Here is a 16,153-nt window from a genome sequence, read left to right on the forward strand (position 1 = left end):
CGGCGGCGCCGATCCCCCTCCGGCCGGGCGCGCGACATGGATGCCATCCTCGAGATGCGCGGCATCTCCAAGAGCTTTCCCGGTGTGAAAGCTCTCAAGAACGTGAATCTCGTGGTTCGGGCCGGCGAGATCCACGCCATCTGCGGCGAGAACGGCGCCGGCAAGTCCACCCTCATGAAGGTGCTGAGCGGGGTCTACCCCTACGGCTCCTATGAGGGCGACATCGTCTACCAGGGCGAGGTGCGCCGCTTCGCCTCCATCCGCGACAGCGAGCATCTGGGCGTCATCATTATCCACCAGGAGCTGGCGCTGGTTCCGCTCCTGTCCATCGCCGAGAACATCTTCCTCGGCAACGAGCCCGCCCGCATGGGCGTGATCGACTGGAACGAGACCTTCGCACGCACGCGCGAGCTGCTGCGCAAGGTGGGCCTGAACGAGTCGCCCAACGCCCTCATCACCAACATCGGCGTCGGCAAGCAGCAGCTCGTCGAGATCGCAAAGGCCCTGGCCAAGCGCGTGCAGTTGCTGATCCTGGACGAGCCGACCGCCAGCCTCAACGAGACCGACAGCGCCGCCCTGCTGGATCTGCTGCTCGAGTTCAAGAAGCAGGGCCTCACCTGCATCATCATCTCGCACAAGCTGAACGAAATCGCCCGCGTGGCGGACAGCATCACGATCCTGCGCGACGGCAGCACGGTGGAGACCATTGACTGCCGCACCGAGGCGATCAGCGAGAGCCGCATCATCAAGAGCATGGTGGGCCGCGAGATGTCCGATCGCTACCCGCCGCGCACGCCAAGGATCGGCGATACGCTCTTCGAGATCCGTGACTGGCGTGTCGATCATCCGCAGCACGCCGGACGGGAGGTTATCAAGGGCGTGAACCTCTCCGTGCGCGCCGGCGAGGTCGTCGGCATCGCCGGCCTCATGGGCGCAGGCCGCACCGAACTCGCCATGAGCGTCTTCGGCGGGGCCTATGGACGCAACATCCGCGGCCAGGCCTTTATGCGAGGCCAGCCTGTCGACGTCAGCACCATCCAGAAGGCGGTGGCCGCTGGCCTGGCCTATGTCACCGAGGACCGGAAGGGCCTTGGCCTGATCCTGAACGACGACATCAAGCACAACATCTCGCTGGTGAACCTGCCGGGCGTCGCCCACCACGGCGTCATCGACGACGCGCGCGAGACGGAGGTCGCGGCTCGCTACCGCAAGCAGCTCAACATCCGCTCGTCCTCCATCCTGCAGAAGACCCTCAATCTCTCCGGCGGCAACCAGCAGAAGGTGGTTGTGAGCAAGTGGCTCTTCGCCGACCCGCAGGTGCTGATCCTGGACGAGCCCACCCGCGGCATCGACGTGGGCGCCAAGTACGAGATCTACACGATCATCAACGACCTTGCCGCCAGCGGCCGCGGCGTGGTCGTGATCTCCTCCGAGATGCCAGAATTGCTGGGCGTCTGCGATCGCATCTACGTCATGAACGAAGGCCGCTTCGTGGACGAGATGCCAGCGAAGGACGCCAGCCAGGAAAAGATTATGGCCGCGATCATGCGCCAGTACAGGGTGTCGGCATGACCGAAGTATCGACCGCCAAGGGCCCAGCCTCCCCCGCCGGCGCCGGCACGGGCACGTCGTGGAAGAGCCACGTGCGCGAGTACGGGCTTCTCGCATCCCTGCTGGTGATCATGGTCTTCTTCCAGATCACCACGAACGGCGTGCTGCTGCAGCCCGTCAACATCACGAATCTGATTCAGCAGAACAGCTACATCGTCATCATGGCGCTCGGCATGCTGTTCGTGATCGTGGGCGGCAACATCGACCTGTCCGTCGGCTCCATCGTGGGCTTCGTCGGCGCGGTCGCAGCCATGCTGATGGTGGGCTTCACGGTCCCAGGGACCGAGGTCTTCATCAAGATCCACTGGTTCCCCGTGATGCTCCTGTCCCTGGCTCTGGGGGCGGCGATCGGAGCGGCACAGGGCTGGTTCGTGGCCTATGCGGCCATTCCGAGCTTCATCGTCACGCTCGGCGGCATGCTGGTGTTCCGCGGGCTCACCGGCAACATGCTGGCGGGCCAGTTCGTCGGCCCCTTTGCGGATTCGTTCCAGAACATCAGCAAGGGTTTCATCCCGGAACTGGTCGACGTCGGCCGCTTTCACTGGACCTCGATGGCTCTGGGTTCGGCCATCGCCCTGGCGCTCTTCTGGTTCGACTATCGCAAGTGGTCCCACGCCGGAGCCCGCGAGATCGAGCGTGAACCAGCGGCCCTGTTCTTCGGCAAAAACGTGGTCTTCGCCGGTCTCATCATCGGCGTCAGCTATCTCCTGGCCTCGTACAAGGGCCTGCCGGTCGTGCTCGTCATCATGGGCGCGCTCATCCTGTTCTACAATTTCGTCACGACCCGCACCGTCGTCGGCCGTCGGATCTACGCTTTGGGCGGAAACGCCCAGGCGGCGCGCCTCTCCGGCATCCGGACGCAGCGGCTGTCGTTCCTCACCTTCGTCAACATGGGAGCTTTGGCCGCCCTGGCCGGCCTCATCGTGGCGGCGCGCCTGAACTCCGCGACCCCCAGCGCGGGCAACGCCTTCGAACTCGACGTTATCGCCGCCTGCTTCATCGGCGGCGTGTCCGCCTCCGGTGGCGCTGGCCGCGTCATGGGAGTCGTAATCGGCGCTTTCTTCATGGGGGTGATGAACAACGGCATGTCGATCCTGGGGATCGGCATCTTCTGGCAGCAGGTCGTGAAGGGTCTCGTCCTGCTCGCCGCCGTCTACCTGGACGTCTGCAACAAGAGCAAATAGCCGCCCCTAGGGGCTGAGGAGCTTGCTTCCGCGCTGGACGGGCACGGTCCCGGCCACTTTGCCGAGCCGCTGGCCGGGCATGGCGAACCGGGCCGATGTCCGCGCGAACAGGAGGCCGCCTTGCGTGGCCGTCACGGCCGTTCGCGCGCCCGAATAGGGGTCGATCACCTCCGCCACGGTCTCGCCGGCCCCGACGCGCGCCCCCAGGTCTCGGCGAAACGCCACGATGCCGGCGACTGGGGCCGAGAGCGGCTCGGAAGCGGCGAGTTCGGTCGCTTCGCACAGGCTTGCAGGGAGCGGCCCTGGATCTCCGGCCAGGACGCCGCGCCGCTGCAGGAAGCGGACGATGGCCGCGGCGTCTGCCGCGCCTGTAGAGTCCGCAACGTCCTGGGTTCCCCGGAACTCGACCGTGCAGGAGAAACACGCGAGCGGAACCGGGTGCTCAGGGAAACGAGCGGCAACCTCGACCCACGGACGCGTCACAGCCTCGTCGAACGGATCGTCTCCCGAAACATCCGCCAGCAGGAGCGCCCCGGCGCCCAGTTCGGCCCCGAGCTCCGCTCCCAGGTCGGAGAGTGGCGTCAACGTATAGAGGTGGACGAGGGCCTCGGAGTCACAGTGGAGGTCCAGCACGAGATCGGCCGGCAGCGCCAGTCGCAGCAGCGCCTTCTTGAGGTGCTCGGCTGGCGTTACTGCAGCCAGCCCCTCGGCTGCCTCGAGCGCGGCGGCTCGGATCGCCTGGACGTTGGCGTCTGCGTCCTCGCCCAGGCGCGCCCCGACCCGCTCCGCCACGGCCTCGCCGAGCGCCGGAAAGCCCCTGTTGAAATTGAGCCCGTCCGCCAGGTCGAAGCGCCCGATGTGGCCGCCCAGCACCCGTTGCTGCAGCCCGAGGGGGTTCGCGACCGGCACGAGGATGATCTCCCCATTGATGCGGCCGTCGCGCTCCATCCGCAAAAGAAGCTCGCGCAGGTGGACGACCGCCATCATCCCCGGAATCTCGTCCGCGTGGAGCGAAGCCTGCACATAGGCGAGGGGACGCGCCCCAGGCTCGCCGAAGCGCTGCACGGTGAGGGTTCGCCGCAAGCCAGGGAGTTCGGGGGGAAGGTCAAGGACTTCGGTTCGCATGGCGCCTGCCGAAACTGGGGTGGGAGCGGAGCCATACACGTCGGAGCTCGCGTGCAAAACCCCTCCCAGGTTATCGGGCGGTTCGGAAAACACGACCGCACTGTCCATGGATTGGCGGAGCGCTCTCCCCGGCCCCTTTGCCAAGAGGCCTCGCGATGCGCCCAGATCAGCAAATGCCGCCCGCCCTGGCCAAGTCCCAGGGCCCGAACGCGCAAAAAGCCCGCGCGGGATTCCGGGCGGGCTAGCGCTGTGTGTAGTTGGGATTGGTTGCGGGGGCAGGATTTGAACCTGCGACCTTCAGGTTATGAGTATGACGGCCTTACTTTCCCAGGCATTCCCNTATGACGGCCTTACTTTCCCAGGCATTCCCCGGCATGGACGGGCGACCATAAACAGCTGGGCTGCCGAGATTTTCTTGCCTTGAGCGTTCCCCCGCATACACTGGCTTTGCAGGCCCGGTGCTGACACCGTGCTGCTGCGGTGGTATCGGGAGGCGGGATGCCGACGATCTCGAAGCGAACAGTTGACGCGCTAATCGCATCGGCCACGCCCGGAAGCTTGCGTGACGACGCCTTGAAGGGCTTCGTCGCCCGCCTGAACCGCGACGGGTCCTTGACCTATCTTTTCGAGTACCGGGCCGGTCGAACACGGGACGCACTATGGCGGCGGATGTCGATCGGCCGGCATGGCATGTTCACTCCCACTACTGCTCGGCAGGCAGCACAGGAACTTCAATCCCGAGTCCGGATGGGAGAAGATCCGGCTCGTGAGCGGGCGATCGCTCGGACCATGCCGACCTTGTCGACTTTCGCCGACGCATTTCTCGATGACGCGGCCGCTATGGCTGAGGCTCACCCCGAGAAGGCCAAGCTCCGTCCTCGAACTGTGGCCAACTACAGATCGTATCTCCGCGTCCATATTGCGCCCGCTCTGGGCAGCATCAGGATCGACAACCTGACGCAACAGGATGTTCAGCGTTTGCACCAGCGCATCGGCCGAACGCGCCCGTCAACTGCCAATCGGGTCGTCGAATTCGTAGGCACGTTGTGGCGTGCAGCGGCCACGCAATTCAAGCTGGAGGGAACGAACCCTTGCGGCGGTGTGCGCGCGTTCAAGGAAATGAAGCGCGAGCGCTATCTCAGCCTGAATGAAATCATCTGCCTCGGACGAGCGATCACGATCGCCGAAACAACCGGCGTCCCAATTCGAATTGATGCGACGAAGCCAACCAGCAAGCACGCCCCGAAGGGCGAGCAAGTCGTGCGCATTGACCCCTTCGCTGCAGCGGCGCTTCGTTTGCTACTGATTTCAGGCGCTCGCCTGCGCGAAATCCTTCATGCTGAATGGTCGAACATCGACCTTGAGCGGGGACTTCTCACGGTTTTCGGGAAAACAGGACGAAGGCACGTTCTTCTCTCGCCTCCTGCTGTCAGGTTATTGGAATCCCTCCCGCGATGCGGTCCATACGTTATCCCCGGCGCCTTGCAAGGGAAGCCACGTGCCGACTTGAATCGACCGTGGCGGACTGTCCTGCGCTGCGCTGGCCTGACTGGTGTCCGATTGCACGATCTGCGGCATTCCTTTGCCGCTCTTGCTGCGGGTAGCGGAGCTAGCCTTCCGATCATCGGAAAGCTGCTGGGACACAGCCAGCCCCAAACGACAATGCGCTACGCACACCTCGCGGACGCCCCAGTGCGGGACGTTCTAGATCGCGCCGGCGCTCAGATAAGCTCAGCCCTGCAGATTGAAGCCACCGTGGTGCCTGATCGAACAGCAGAACCTACTGCCTGCAACTAGCCGAGGCTCGGTCCCGTGCGGTGTGCTTGACGCCGACAGGTGCTTATGTGTCCGGGTGCGCTGGCGGCCGATGCCGTTGCGATCCAGGAGATGGATGGATGCAGTCCGCCGCGGCCGCCTCCACCACCTCCTTGTCTCGGGCCAGTGTCAATGCGATTGCGGCTCTCTCGAGGGCGAGGACAGATTGGGACCTTGCGCTGTCGCGGTACGTCGGCCAGCGGGACAGAATCGCCAAGGAGTGCTGTAATCGCGTTGCCACCTCGACATTGCCGGCGCCATCCCGTGCTATCGGGGTGAACACGTCGTCGAAGATGTCCGAAACGGCGATGGGGGCGACGTGAACCTCAACGGTGGTGGCCTCGTTCTCGGCCGCTTCGGCTTCGCAGGTCACCAGGATGCGCACGATCCGCGCAAGCACGTCAATCGCGGTCCCGGGGTCGTTCACGCCGGGCGACAGCGCGCGGGATGCGATCTCGGCTAGGACAATGAGACCGTAGCGGGGATCCTGTTCGATGGACCGGGTAGCGCCGACGACGAAGCAGTCCAGGATCTCCCGCACGGTTTCCTCATCCGGGCGCCACGACAGCGCCGCGACGGGCTCGCCCGGGGCTACGAAAGCGCCCGAGCGCCGCAGCAGCGAGACGGCGCCTTTTGCTTTTTGGGCAATGCTGGACAAGCGTTCGAGGTTCACGAACTGAATATACCCGACGGCGCGGATGTTGATCGGAAACGCCGTTGTGGGAACGTCTCGTCGTGACTGCCTGACGGTCGCAAATTCAGAGCTGAGCGAGGCGAAGGCGGCTCTCTCAACCCTGTCGAGAATTTCGTCCAGCCGTCCCAGTCGCGAGAGGTGGTCGACCCATTTCAGGAGCGTCACGACAACCGTCAGCACCACAACCAGCGTGACGGCGAAGAGGATCAGGCGGCCGGATGCGCCATAAAGGCCCGTGCGCAGCGCGATGATCCCGACGAGGCTGAACAGGAACGCTCCGATAAACGAGGCGATCGCGTTCTGCGAAGTCCTGTCCTCCACCAGCATCTGCGCCGCGCGCGGCGTCGTGGTCGTGGCCCCCGCCGCGAAGGCGGACACCATCGTGGCGAGGGAAAAAGTCGCCACCGACAACATGCTGGACGCCAGAATGCTGAGGACGTCCTCGACCGAATCGGCGCCCATTTCGGCCGAGACCGCGTCCGGAATGAACGGCGCCAGCCAGATCGCCAGCAAGGCGGTCAGGATGGCTCCGCTGGCGTAAATCGCGGCCCAGAACCAAAGGCGTCCGGTCACCTGGACGACGACCCACCGCCAGTAGCTCATGCCCCTGTCCCGCCGGTCTCGCTGAGCCGGCGTGCGTGGCGCAGAACTTTCGCCAGCGCCGCGCCGTCGGTCCGGCGTTCCCTAGGCACGACGCTCAAGCTGCCATCCGTCTCCAGGATCACAGCCTGCACATCGGCGATCGCCGTCCAGCCCTGGGCACGAAGAGACGCTTCAACCTCGTCGGGCGTGGTGTCGGTGCGCCGCATCGCCCCAGAAAGCATCTCACCATCGTGGGCCAGGAGAACGGGTTCGCTATTCACGAGGTCTCTCGCCCATTTGCGAGCGCATGGACGTCCACGCGATCAGCCGCTGCAGCCCGAGCAACAGCGCAAAAGCTCCGACCGCCTTGTCCAGTCTAACTTGGGGCGACAGCAATGCGGTCGCGAGGACGGAGCCCAGCGCGATCGCGACGAGAAGCCCGTACGCGGTCATCTTGGCCAATGCCTGCTGGCCCGCAAGGCGCAGCAGGATGAGGGCCGATAAATAGGCGAGTGTTCCGACCGCGACCATGCGGCCCAGTTCAGCCCAGCCGTTCCAGACGGTTTGCGCGAGCACGGTAACAATCATCCGATCACACTCCCGCTCTGGGCAACCAGCCTCTGCTGGGCGGTTCCCTTTCGGCCTCGTGTGAGCCGTCGGCGTCGTCCGGCGCGTCCCATCCAGCTCCTTTCCTCCAGCGCGCGAGCGCGGCGGCGCCTCGGGACGTAGCTGGCGTGTCGTGGGATCATTCAGCTGAGAAACAGAACGACGAGCGCCAAACCAGCGCACAAACCTACCGTCCACCCCAAAGCCAGGCGGGAGCTCGGCGGTCTGAGCGCGAACGGGGCAGCCCCGCACAAAAATCGTAACCCGGCGGAGGACGCGTAAAGGTTAGCTCGCCGGATTCGCTCTGGGGCCTTGCCAGCGCCGTGGGCCGGAATTGGTGAATGGGGTTGGACCGTCATCTTGATTACCTTGCGAGGCATCCGGGTATCGCCCCCAGGATGTTGGGCCTGGGGGCACGACTAGCGATTTACTTCCAGGGCTGGAGTGTTGCGGTCTGATCCTCGCCAAGCTCGCGATAGTTCGGAATCTTGTTCTCCCAATCGGGCATCTGGGAGACCTCTGCCGTGGTGAGGCCGTGAATGTAGAGGCGGTTGTCACCCGCTCTGATGCGATTGAGCGGAATGGCGACCTCATCTTGGAACATTCCCAGGAAGCCGCCATGGGCCAAGACGATGAACTTCCGGTTCGAGTCCTGGTCGACGATAACGCGCTCCACATCGCCCAGGCGGCTGCCCCTGCCGTTGTAGACGCTCATGTTCTCAAGATCGCCGACCGACATCGACACAGGCAGGGTAGAACTCCCGGCGAGGCTCGCGGTCGTGTCCGGATCCCCATCATTGGCGCGCCGCTGCGCTTCGGCGACCCAGTCCTGATCATCGGCCGAGATCGCCTTTGCGTTGCGGTCCGGCTGGTCTGCCGGCATGGCGGCGTCCGTCGCGGCCTGCGCGTTTCGCTCGCTGGCGACCGCAGCATGGCCCACATGCTGCTCGTTGTCTGTGTTCTGGCCGGATTGCGCCTGCTGGTGGCTCTTGTTCGCGGCGTCGCCGCCGTTCGATTCGTTCGCGGACATCTGCTCGTAGCGAATCTGAGGCTGCCCGGCAGCCTGGCGATAATGGACGATCGGCTCTCCCCCTCGGTCGAACTTCACCTCCGGAAACGCCGCGCGCTCGACATCGATGTTGGGCTGGCGGCCAGACCGCTGGACATCCACCACGGCCTGCCGGTCGCCCGGGGACGTCAGGCGCGGCGGCGGCACCTGAACACTCACTTTAGGCTGCTGCTGGTTCACGTCCACGCTCGGGTTGGGCATCCGCACGGTGATCTGGGGCTGCGGTTGCTCGATCGTGATCGTCGGCGCAGGCTGGTGGATGGTGATCTCCGGCCTGGGCTGGTGCACGTCCACGGTGGGCTGACGCTGTAGCACCGTCACATGTGGCGGCGCCTGCACGACGTTGAGGGACCGGGTGGCGTTGGATGCCGAGTCCCGCTTATCGCCGGGCTGGCCCGGGTCGGTCACATCGGCGTTGTTCTGCTGATCGAGGCTCGCCAGCAACTGTTGCGCGCGCCGCAGGTGCGCTTCCAGCTTCGGCGTGGTGTCTTCGGCGAAATTCTGCAGCTGCTCACCCTCGCCTGAGGATGCAAAGTCGTCGAACAGCTGGATCGCCTTGCGATGGGCGTTGACCTGCATCTGCAGGAAACGCCGGTCGAAGTTTTGGTCCGAAGCGCGCTTCAGCCGCTGCAGCATATTCTGATGCGCCTGATCGAGCTCAGAGGGCGCGTTCTGATCGACCGCCGCATTCTGCAAGGCCGTGGTCGCGGCGCGATGATCGTTCATCAGGCGCTGCGCGAAGGATTTGATCTGTTCGTTGTCGGAGCGCTCCAGCGCCTGCTGGCTGGACCGGATTTCGAACATGTTGGATTCGGCGGCCCTTTTGACAAAGTCCGACGCAGTGATGTCCTGCGGCTTGGCGTTGTCCTTTTGAGCATTGGGCTGGGGAGAAGCAGCCGGGGGCTGAGGGGCCCGTGGGGATGGATTATGCTTGGCCTGAGCCATTGCCATCCCAGTCGACGCCAAGAGAACGGCCGTCATTGTCTGAAGGCGGTGCATGAGACACTCCTCGAAGCGGAAATATCGCGCTCAATTTTGCGATAGCTACATCGGAAATCCACATGCACGATTCATCGTTCTACTCTAGATGTTGCCACTGTCCGCCAGGTGACGTCTTTTTTTAATAGGAATTTGACGCGCAAAAAGCCCCACCTCCCAGCGGGGCTTTCTTAAGCGGAGAATCGTCGGAGCTTGCTCAGTCGTTCGTGCTGGGGGCCTGGGATCCGTTCCCGTCACCTAACCCCAGGCTTGGGGCCCCCGACGTCTGGCTCTGGCTGCCGGACGACTGACTCTGGCCGGCGGCTGGATTGCGGCTCCGGATGGAGCCGGTTTCCTGATCAGGCGATCCGTCCATGGCGGCCTTCCGATAGACCTGGCCCGTTTCGGCGTCGACCCGGAGTTGATAGTTGATGCCGTTCTTTGTGCCCTTCAGCTTGTAGCTTTTCTCGTTCGCGTCGAGGACCTGAACGTTTTTCCAGCCCTCGTTATCCAGCATCGTCTGGACCTGGTCGGAAGTCATGCGGTTCGGCTCGATGAGGTAGCCGTTTCGTCCGTCGACTCGGAAGGACACTTGGTCGCCGTACCAACCTGCCTCGCCCACGAACGTACTTCCGTCTCGGCGCAGGTTCCGGATGTCGCTGAAACCGCGAGCTTGCAACGAGGAGCGGACCTCCTGGGCCGTGACCCCATCCAGCCCGGAACCGGGCGAGCCGTTTCGATCCTCCGCGTTCCGATCCCACTTGGAAGAGTCCGACTTCCGGTTTCGTGCGGTTTGGCTGGATCGGAAGCCATCACTCGATGCGCTCGCCCGGTCACCGTTCTGACTGGAGCCTTCCTGGCTGGCGCTGGCGCCCGCCGACATAGGGGGTGGATCGGCAATGAGGAGCACCGTCCGGCCACTCGGGAGTCGCGCCTCGACCAGATACGAGGTGTTCAGGATCCTGATGTCCCGCAGCCCATAATCCCGGAGCTCTCGCCGCAGTTCTCGCGCCTCGCGCCGGAAATCGGACGCTTCAGGGACCGCCCCAGTGGAGATGCTGTCCTCGCCCCCGTACTGCCGATCGGATTCGCGCGCACGCGTGGCGCGGCCGGATCCTTCCCAGGCGCCGAATTGGCGGGGTTCGCCGTCCCGGCTGAACCGGCCATAACGGTCGTTCTCATATGGCCCGTAGCCTTCGGACGATGACCTGAAGGCTCCCCCGCCGTTCCGCTCGCCCTCGTAAGCGCCGTAGCGCGACCGATCCCGGTCGCTCCCCCAATGGCGATCCTGGAAAGGTCGGCCATTGGCGGCCCAGTCGTCATGGCCGAACCCGCGCCCTTCCACATAACGCCGCTGCGAGCCCTGATCGGACCAGCCGCGATAGCCAGCGCCATACTCGTATCGGTCGCCCCGGCCGGAGGACCAGGCCCCCTGCGCCAGCGCGACGTTGGAGCCGCTTGCGAGCAGGATGGCGGCAAGCGCCAGAGATGAGGTACGTCTCATCGTGGGATCTCCTGATTTGTTTGGTTTCCAACATCGGGCAGGCACTGGTCTCAGTCGTGCCCGCATGTGGGCCGCCTGGCTGCCGGCCATCGGGGGCCGCCGCGGCTCCCCTGCGGGAAACGAACCGGTCTTGGGAGGCTCAGTTCCGGGCTTCCTAGAAGCAGTGTCGGCCACCTGACCAAATCTGCGCCCGAGAGTTGCTGGATGCATGCTGCGGGCAAGTAGTCGGTCAGCCGGGCGACACTTCTGGCAACTTCGAAGCCGTTTTTGCGCTTGCCGTTACTCAGGCCCGTTTGACGCTGGGACGCTGAGATGGCTGTTGGCGTCCTCAGTTGGTGTGCGGTTCCGGTGGGAGCACTCAATGAAGGATTTTCTCGTGTTGAGCGACGGGACGGCAGAGGACGCCAACCGGATCTGTTGCGCACAAACTCTGGCTGCCCAGGTGAGCGGATTTATCACCTGCGCGGTCGTAAACGAGCTCCCGCCCCGCTCGGCCTTGAGCATGAGTCGGGACGCTTTTGCGCCCTCGGACGACGAGTCCATTTTCGAAATAGCGCGTACGAGCGGCGTGCAACCCGACGCCGCTCTGGAGGGAAGGCTTGGCGCTCTGTGGTCCAGCGTCCAGGTACTGCGCTTCGAGGTGCCGCCCGACGAGGTAGGGCCCAATCTTGGCGAGTTGGCGCGCCGCTACGACCTCTTCATCGGCACGTTGCCCAGCTTTGAAAGTGCCTCAACCGTGCTGGACGCGGTCCTAAGAGAGAGCGGCCGGGGCGTTCTGGGATTGCCGCCGGGAATTGCTCCCGCACCAGCTTTCAAGCACATCACCGTGGCCTGGAACGGAAGCCGCGAGGCGACCCGCGCGATCACAGAGGCCATGCCGCTGCTCAGCCAAGCCGCCGAGGTGGCGGTCCTCCTTATCGACAGTGGCCGTAAAGCTGGTGCGCAGCTGCAGCCCGGCGAGCGCATCTTCCAGCACCTAGAGCACCATGGCGTGAAAGCCGTCCTGTCGCACGTTGACAGCGATGGGCTGCCAATCTCAGAGGCCATCCTGACGGAGGCGCATCGGATGCGCTCCGACATGATCGTCATGGGCGCACCACCCGATCGCGGCTTTTCCCAATGGTTCGAACAAGGGGTAACGCGAGGCGTCGAAAGATCAACGGACCTTCCGTTGCTTCTGGCTCAATGATTTGTCTTGCCCTGACGCAAGCCTCCACAACACTAATCGTAGTCTATGGGCCATCTCGAAAAATAGAACACAATTTCTGGAACATTACACTTCCTTGAGCGCTGATATGTACTGCCGCAACAGCGCTGAAGGTTTGGCATGACGATCAAAGACCGGCACGACATTAGAGCGGCGCCCCCACTAGTGTCGCTCAATCCGACCGGCGACGCTAATCCCGACGGGCTGAGGCTGGAAGATCCCCCGGCGCCTGAACGCAAGCCCGAAAGCAAGGGGCGTATCCCCCCGAGCGGCATGATCCTGGAGTTGTCGATCCTGTCCGGCGCCATGATCAAAGGGAAAGGGGGCTGGCCCATCATTCGGCTCAGCGCCGCAATTCTCCTCATTCTGGCCTGCAACATGGTAGGTCAGGTGCGCCTGAACGTTTGGAACGGCGCCTTCTTCGACGCTCTGGAACACCGGAACGGGCCGGACTTCATCACTCAATTCTGGAACTTCTTCCTCATAATCGGGGTCTTGCTGTCCCTGGTTGTGGCGCAAACCTGGTTCCAGGAACTCTTAAAGATCCGCATCCGGGAGCGCATGAGCCACATTTTGCTGGACAGTTGGCTCGAGCCTGGACGCGCCTATCGCCTCGGATTTGTGGGAGAGAAGGCGTCAGCCCCAGACCAGCGAATGCAGGAAGACTGTCGCCTGTTCGCCGAGTTCACCACCGAACTCGGCGTAGGATTACTTCAATCAGCGATGCTGCTGCTCACCTTTATCGCCGTACTCTGGTCGCTCTCTTCCTATGTCGTACTTAAAATAAACGGCGAGGACTGGAGGATACCCGGCTACATGGTTTGGGTGGCAGTTGCTTATGCCGGGATAGGTTCCACTCTCACCTGGCTGGTAGGACGGCCTCTGATCAGGCTCAACACCCAGCGCTATAGCCATGAAGCCGGGTTGCGGTTTGCGCTCGTCCGAGTGAATGACAACGCCGAAGGGATCGCGCTTTACAAGGGCGAGAGAGATGAGCGCCAAAACCTCGAGGCGATGCTGCAGCACGTACTCAAGGCGACTCGGAAACTGTCGGGCGCCTTGGCCCGCCTCACCTGGATCACGTCTGGATATGGTTGGGTAGCGATCGTCGTTCCCATTATAGCGGCTGCTCCCGGCTACTTCTCGCAACGTCTCACGTTCGGCGAACTGATGATGGTGGTCGGCGCCTTCACGCAGGTGCAGTCGGCCCTGCGGTACTTCGTGGATAACTTTCCAAAGATTGCGGACTGGAGATCTGCTGTTTTCAGGGTCTCCATGTTCAGGAGGGCGATTTCTGAACTGGAGCAGGAGGGCGCCAAGTTCGAACAAATTGCCGTGGAGCCTCACCCCGAACAGAAGCTGTCCTTCGAAAACCTGGTGATCTCATTGATCGACGGGCAAACTGTGATTGAACAAGCAACAGCGGAAGTCGGCGTTGGCGAACGCGTGCTGATCACGGGAGCTTCCGGGTCCGGCAAGAGCACTCTATTTCGGGCCATCGCGGGCCTCTGGCCATGGGGGCGAGGCGCGATCCGAACGCCGCCCCTCGAGCAGCAGATGTTCATGCCCCAGCGCCCCTACCTGCCGCTTGGGAACCTGAGAGCTGCCATATGCTACCCGGGGCACCCGTCTGAGTTTTCCGATGAGGTGATTGGTTTTGCGCTACAACGATGCGGGCTCACGGAGTTTGAAACCCAACTCGACGCTGACCTGCTATGGGACAAGCGCCTGTCGCTAGGCCAACAGCAGCGAGTAGCATTTGCGAGGCTTCTGCTGCACAAGCCACTCTGGGTCTTCATGGACGAGGCCACCTCAGCACTCGACGATGAGGCGCAGTCATCTCTCTTATCTCTGTTCGAGAATGAACTCGCGGGCACAACCGTCCTGTCAATCGCCCATCGGCAGGGTGTAGAGGCATTTCACACGAGAACTCTCAGGCTGATTCGCACCGAAGAAGGCACGCGTCTCTTCGGGCGGCGCAGTGTAGTTAAGGACGGCCGCCGCGCGATCGTCCGCAGATTGCTCGACCAGCTTTCATGGTTCGGTTCCGTCCAGGGTTGAGGGTTTCAGATCACAGGTACTCAGATCAGCAACGCAAGCGTGCGAAGTTGACCGCACACAGCCAGTACCTCTCGCCCGAAGAAGCGGAGGACTAGGTGGGAGACCAATTGGTTGTTTACGCACCTCCTCGGTTAGTGACCATACGACTCCGGCATGCATAATCCCCACATCTGGGAAGCCCCAATGGGACAGTGCCGCTTGATGGCGCCAGTGTGCATGTCGATCGCGGCGATCTCGCCGGATGGCGGCTCCCAGTACGGCATTCCGAGCCCAGTTCAGCGCATTTCTGAGCGACATGCCGTAGGTCGCGTCCTCCTGCGGGCGGAGGTGTTTCGAAATGGATGCTGCTATGTCAGCGAGATGACAGTACGAAGGATGCGAAGTAACAGAAAATCCCGACCGTCGCTCTGCAGGAGCTCGAATGCGTCGGGCAAATCAAAGCCGGCCGCTTCCTGACGGAGCGACGATGGTCCAAGCGGCCCGCCCCCGAGCAGCCATTCGTCTATTTCGACAGGGCCCCCGCATCCTCGAGATGATAACGACTAGGCGATCTCGCTAGCCGGCACCGCGTCGCCCGGCAGGACTTTCGCGAGGTCCGCAGTGATCACACGGCCCCGTTGCCGACCTCAGTTAGTACTCTAGGCGCTCCTCTGTGGAGTATAGGCTACAGCGCCGGTGGCCGCGAGCGAACACCGTTTTATCTCACCAGCGGTTCGCCGCAGGCGGGACCTTTCCTTGATCACCTGAAGTGCGGAATCGAACTGGCGCGGGCAGGCTAGGATTCTCCCGACTTGGACGTCCTTTGAATTTCTGCATGGCTTCTCTCTCCTTGACGCTGCGCCTGAAGCGCGGTGGACCAGAGCTTAATCGCAGGTAGCTTCCATGACAGTCCTGTTGGTGGAAGACGAGTGGCTTATTGCAATCGATCTGGCGCAGGCTTTGGAAAAAGTCGGACTTGATGTGATGGGGCCAGCCTCATCACTGGATGGCGCATACGCGCTCGTGGCCCAGCACGGCTTGCCAGCTGCCGCTATTCTCGACATCAAGCTGGGCAGTGATGAAATCTACACGCTTGCGGAGGAGCTCTGCGCCGGAGGTGTGAATGTTTATTTGGCAAGTGGATACATTTCGCCTGACCTCCCGCCGAACCTCTCGGGCCTGCCGTTCTGGCCCAAGCCATATTTCGCCGATCACATTGCCAGATCTTTGATATCAGCAAACAGGGCCTGCCCGCCGATCGCGTAGGCCTGGCGCAAGCCGGAGCGAGGGAACGCACGATCGGCTGCCTAGGCCGGAGTTGCTTCGGCCAAAACGCATTTGGGAGTAGTTCTCGGACAAAGGCGATGGGGCAAGGGTTCTGTTCGCCAGGCGACGATGTACCTCCCCGACTGCCGGGAACATGTCGGAAAGTTTGCCATTGCCCGATCGGCCACCCACGCGGCGGGGGCCTCTTTCTTTGTGAAAGCCCGGTTCGAATGCCAACTATCGCAAACGCGCTCACCTTCATGGCCGAGCCCTGGTTCGCCAGCCCGTGGTACGTCGTCGGCGTGCTCGGGGCGGCCTGGGTGATCTACGACGCCCAGCATGCCAACGCCGCCCTCAACCCGCCGCTGAAAGTCTGCTGGCCGATCCTGGTGTTCTTTTTCTCCCTGGTCGGTCTCGCCCTCTACCTCGTGACCTCCCGGCCAGCGGACATCGGCGCCGTCGAGGGACGCGA

Annotated in this window: 13 protein-coding genes; 7 read left to right on the plus strand and 6 right to left on the minus strand. The window is 63.1% G+C overall.

Going from position 1 to position 16,153, the window contains the following annotated elements; genetic code table 11:
- Positions 1 to 36: 36 nt before the first annotated feature.
- Together mmsA and mmsB are read left to right on the plus strand one after the other, a co-directional pair.
- Positions 37 to 1,572, plus strand: coding sequence for a multiple monosaccharide ABC transporter ATP-binding protein (gene mmsA, locus SLNSH_RS18935; protein ID WP_106338761.1), 1,536 nt, complete (start codon positions 37 to 39; stop codon positions 1,570 to 1,572).
- Positions 1,569 to 2,795 carry a multiple monosaccharide ABC transporter permease gene (gene mmsB, locus SLNSH_RS18940; protein WP_106338763.1) on the plus strand — a complete coding sequence of 409 codons (1,227 nt, stop codon included), beginning with the start codon at positions 1,569 to 1,571 and terminating at the stop codon, positions 2,793 to 2,795. The genes mmsA and mmsB overlap by 4 nt, the downstream gene beginning before the upstream one ends.
- 6 nt (positions 2,796 to 2,801) lie before the next feature.
- Here the strand turns inward: mmsB and SLNSH_RS18945 are convergent, their stop codons facing one another.
- The gene (locus SLNSH_RS18945) at positions 2,802 to 3,920 is read right to left on the minus strand and encodes a succinylglutamate desuccinylase/aspartoacylase family protein (protein WP_106338768.1); all 1,119 of its coding nucleotides are present in this window, start codon (positions 3,918 to 3,920) and stop codon (positions 2,802 to 2,804) included.
- A 498-nt stretch (positions 3,921 to 4,418) separates the two neighbouring features.
- Here SLNSH_RS18945 and SLNSH_RS18950 point away from each other — a divergent pair, with 498 nt between their 5' ends.
- Positions 4,419 to 5,717 (plus strand): site-specific integrase, encoded by a 1,299-nt coding sequence (locus SLNSH_RS18950; protein WP_106338772.1) that lies wholly within the window; start codon positions 4,419 to 4,421, stop codon positions 5,715 to 5,717.
- A 43-nt stretch (positions 5,718 to 5,760) separates the two neighbouring features.
- Here SLNSH_RS18950 and SLNSH_RS18955 read toward each other — a convergent pair whose 3' ends face one another.
- From SLNSH_RS18955 to SLNSH_RS18975, 5 genes are all read right to left on the minus strand, one after another.
- A complete protein-coding gene (locus SLNSH_RS18955; RefSeq protein ID WP_106338775.1) occupies positions 5,761 to 7,032 on the minus strand; it encodes a DUF2254 domain-containing protein in 1,272 nt (423 codons plus the stop codon).
- On the minus strand, positions 7,029 to 7,292 hold the full coding sequence (locus tag SLNSH_RS18960; protein ID WP_146140308.1) for a YetF domain-containing protein: 264 nt from the start codon (positions 7,290 to 7,292) through the stop codon (positions 7,029 to 7,031). The genes SLNSH_RS18955 and SLNSH_RS18960 overlap by 4 nt, the downstream gene beginning before the upstream one ends.
- A complete protein-coding gene (locus SLNSH_RS18965) occupies positions 7,285 to 7,599 on the minus strand; it encodes a DUF421 domain-containing protein (RefSeq protein ID WP_106338782.1) in 315 nt (104 codons plus the stop codon). Before SLNSH_RS18965 ends, SLNSH_RS18960 begins: the two co-directional genes overlap by 8 nt.
- A gap of 445 nt (positions 7,600 to 8,044) precedes the next feature.
- Positions 8,045 to 9,685: a DUF4142 domain-containing protein gene (locus SLNSH_RS18970; protein ID WP_106338785.1), complete on the minus strand. Its 1,641-nt coding sequence runs from the start codon at positions 9,683 to 9,685 to the stop codon at positions 8,045 to 8,047.
- A gap of 196 nt (positions 9,686 to 9,881) precedes the next feature.
- Entirely contained in the window at positions 9,882 to 11,258 is a 1,377-nt protein-coding gene (locus SLNSH_RS18975) for a hypothetical protein (protein ID WP_146140309.1), read from the minus strand.
- Positions 11,259 to 11,529: 271 nt separating this feature from the next.
- Here SLNSH_RS18975 and SLNSH_RS18980 point away from each other — a divergent pair, with 271 nt between their 5' ends.
- The 4 genes from SLNSH_RS18980 to SLNSH_RS18995 all read left to right on the plus strand — a co-directional run.
- Entirely contained in the window at positions 11,530 to 12,357 is an 828-nt protein-coding gene (locus SLNSH_RS18980) for a universal stress protein (protein WP_158266824.1), read from the plus strand.
- A gap of 138 nt (positions 12,358 to 12,495) precedes the next feature.
- Positions 12,496 to 14,436, plus strand: a complete 1,941-nt coding sequence (locus tag SLNSH_RS18985; RefSeq protein ID WP_106338794.1) for an ABC transporter ATP-binding protein/permease — start codon at positions 12,496 to 12,498, stop codon at positions 14,434 to 14,436.
- Positions 14,437 to 15,318: 882 nt separating this feature from the next.
- Complete coding sequence (locus tag SLNSH_RS24645; protein WP_146140310.1) at positions 15,319 to 15,681, plus strand: response regulator; 363 nt, start codon at positions 15,319 to 15,321, stop codon at positions 15,679 to 15,681.
- Positions 15,682 to 15,911: 230 nt separating this feature from the next.
- Positions 15,912 to 16,153 (plus strand): hypothetical protein (locus tag SLNSH_RS18995; RefSeq protein WP_210202542.1); only part of this gene is annotated, 242 nt, incomplete at its 3' end.

It is taken from the genome of Alsobacter soli (assembly GCF_003004785.1).
In the GTDB taxonomy this organism is placed as follows: domain Bacteria; phylum Pseudomonadota; class Alphaproteobacteria; order Rhizobiales; family Beijerinckiaceae; genus Alsobacter; species Alsobacter soli.

Excerpts from the sequence above, each read along its gene's own strand:
- mmsA (WP_106338761.1), top strand. The coding sequence starts at position 37 with ATGGATGCCATCCTCGAGATGCGCGGCATCTCCAAGAGCTTTCCCGGT.
- mmsB (WP_106338763.1), top strand. The coding sequence starts at position 1,569 with ATGACCGAAGTATCGACCGCCAAGGGCCCAGCCTCCCCCGCCGGCGCC.
- SLNSH_RS18945 (WP_106338768.1), bottom strand. The coding sequence starts at position 3,920 with ATGCGAACCGAAGTCCTTGACCTTCCCCCCGAACTCCCTGGCTTGCGG.
- SLNSH_RS18950 (WP_106338772.1), top strand. The coding sequence starts at position 4,419 with ATGCCGACGATCTCGAAGCGAACAGTTGACGCGCTAATCGCATCGGCC.
- SLNSH_RS18955 (WP_106338775.1), bottom strand. The coding sequence starts at position 7,032 with ATGAGCTACTGGCGGTGGGTCGTCGTCCAGGTGACCGGACGCCTTTGG.
- SLNSH_RS18965 (WP_106338782.1), bottom strand. The coding sequence starts at position 7,599 with ATGATTGTTACCGTGCTCGCGCAAACCGTCTGGAACGGCTGGGCTGAA.
- SLNSH_RS18970 (WP_106338785.1), bottom strand. The coding sequence starts at position 9,685 with ATGCACCGCCTTCAGACAATGACGGCCGTTCTCTTGGCGTCGACTGGG.
- SLNSH_RS18975 (WP_146140309.1), bottom strand. The coding sequence starts at position 11,258 with ATGGCCGGCAGCCAGGCGGCCCACATGCGGGCACGACTGAGACCAGTG.
- SLNSH_RS18980 (WP_158266824.1), top strand. The coding sequence starts at position 11,530 with ATGAAGGATTTTCTCGTGTTGAGCGACGGGACGGCAGAGGACGCCAAC.
- SLNSH_RS18985 (WP_106338794.1), top strand. The coding sequence starts at position 12,496 with ATGACGATCAAAGACCGGCACGACATTAGAGCGGCGCCCCCACTAGTG.
- SLNSH_RS24645 (WP_146140310.1), top strand. The coding sequence starts at position 15,319 with ATGACAGTCCTGTTGGTGGAAGACGAGTGGCTTATTGCAATCGATCTG.